This is a genomic window from Synechococcus sp. R55.2 (assembly GCF_047462075.1).
GTDB lineage: Bacteria > Cyanobacteriota > Cyanobacteriia > Thermostichales > Thermostichaceae > Thermostichus.
In genome coordinates, this window is record NZ_JANSIH010000192.1 from 1 (window position 1) to 778 (window position 778).

Genomic DNA, 778 nt, shown 5'->3' on the forward strand with positions numbered 1-778 from the left:
GAGATGTGTATAAGACTCTGGTAGTGGTGGGGTTTACCTCAATCTGAAGCAGCAGCACCACCTGACGGAATTACCGCTGTCGATATTCCGCCAGGAAATATGCAGCCCGAGGTCTGTCAAAATCAGCGGGTAGCTCCAGCGCTGCTATATCCAACGGTTGCCCCACCAGAGCGTACCCCAGAGATGCAAAGAGACCAGCCACCTCAGCAACCGATCGGATCCCTCGAATGTCTTCCACATCCAGTTGAGTAGCCATTGCCGCACTCCGGTGATCTGTGGCGGTAGTGTCGCGTATTTTGTGGGTTAAGCATGGAGGGCGGAATGGACCGAGAGGAGCTCAAGAGGTTGACCAAGGAGGAGATCAGCCGGCGCATCCGGGAAGGGGTCAAGGCCGTCATAGTGCTCCGCACCGCTTACGCGAACGAGCAGGTGTTGGAAGAAGAGATGACCGAGCTCCTGGCTGCGGGTTACCGTGAGCGCACCCCAAGCCGCCGCGGGGAGCGGAACGGCTACTACACCCGGGACCTCATCACGCCGGCGGGCAGGATCGCCCAGCTCCGGGTACCCCGGGACCGGGAGGGGACTTTCCTGACCGAGGTCTTTGAGCGGTACAAGCGGATGACCGGAGAGGTAGAAGAGGCGGTGCTGGAGATGTACCTGCAAGGGGTCTCCACCCGCAAGGTAGCGGCTATCACGGAGGGCCTGTCCCGGGTGCGCATCGGTAAGGACGCGGTCTCCAGGGTAGCTCAGCGCCTGGAGGAGGAACTCTCCGCCTGGC

The 778-nt window shown here is 60.9% G+C and carries 2 protein-coding genes; one reads left to right on the forward strand and one right to left on the reverse strand.

Annotated elements, in window-relative coordinates; genetic code table 11:
• Positions 1-70 precede the first annotated feature (70 nt).
• On the reverse strand, positions 71-256 hold the full coding sequence (locus NW838_RS06540; protein WP_414427735.1) for a hypothetical protein: 186 nt from the start codon (positions 254-256) through the stop codon (positions 71-73).
• A 65-nt stretch (positions 257-321) separates the two neighbouring features.
• On the opposite strand from NW838_RS06540, the gene NW838_RS06545 reads away from it, so the two are divergent.
• Positions 322-778, forward strand: a 457-nt coding sequence (locus tag NW838_RS06545) for a transposase (protein ID WP_414427736.1), incomplete at its 3' end; no start/stop codon positions are given.

What these genes read in the sequence shown, in the direction of transcription:
- NW838_RS06540 (WP_414427735.1), bottom strand. Translation starts at nt 256, where the DNA reads ATGGCTACTCAACTGGATGTGGAAGACATTCGAGGGATCCGATCGGTT.